General features: G+C 65.7%; 1 protein-coding gene. It reads left to right on the plus strand.

Going from position 1 to position 574, the window contains the following annotated elements:
* On the plus strand, positions 1-570 hold a 570-nt coding region (locus A5663_RS20035; protein ID WP_156744572.1), incomplete at its 5' end, for an HNH endonuclease signature motif containing protein.
* Positions 571-574 lie beyond the last annotated feature (4 nt).

Genomic DNA, 574 nt, shown 5'->3' on the forward strand with positions numbered 1-574 from the left:
ATCGGGGTGCTGCCCGCGGCGCTGGTGCGCGAGATGGCCGCCACCGCCACCCTCAAACCGGTGCACATCCCCACCGACACACTCGCCCAGCGTGGGTATCGGCCCTCGACGGCGTTGGCCGAGTTCATTCGGTGTCGTGATCTGAGCTGCCGGTGGCCCGGGTGTGACAAGCCGGCGTGGAAGACCGATATCGATCACACCGTGGCCTATCCGCTGGGGCCCACACACCCGTCGAACACCGCCTGTTACTGCCGTTTTCACCATCTGATGAAGACGTTTCACTGCGGGCCCGGCGGCTGGAGTGAGCAGCAATCCCCCGACGGCACGATCGTTTTCACCTCACCGAGCGGACGGATCTACACCACCGAACCGCTGGGCGCGCAGTTGTTCCCCCAACTGGGGGTGCCCACCGGTGAGCTGGCCACCAGCACCGGCGCGCCACCAAGCCCATGGCGTGGCCTGGCGATGCCCAAACGAAAACACACCCGCGCACAACAACGCGCCTACCGCATCCACCACGAACGCGCCATCAACACCACCCGCTACACCAACGACCCACCACCCTTCTGAAGTC

Source organism: Mycobacterium sp. E740 (assembly GCF_001672895.1).
Taxonomy (GTDB): Bacteria; Actinomycetota; Actinomycetes; order Mycobacteriales; family Mycobacteriaceae; genus Mycobacterium.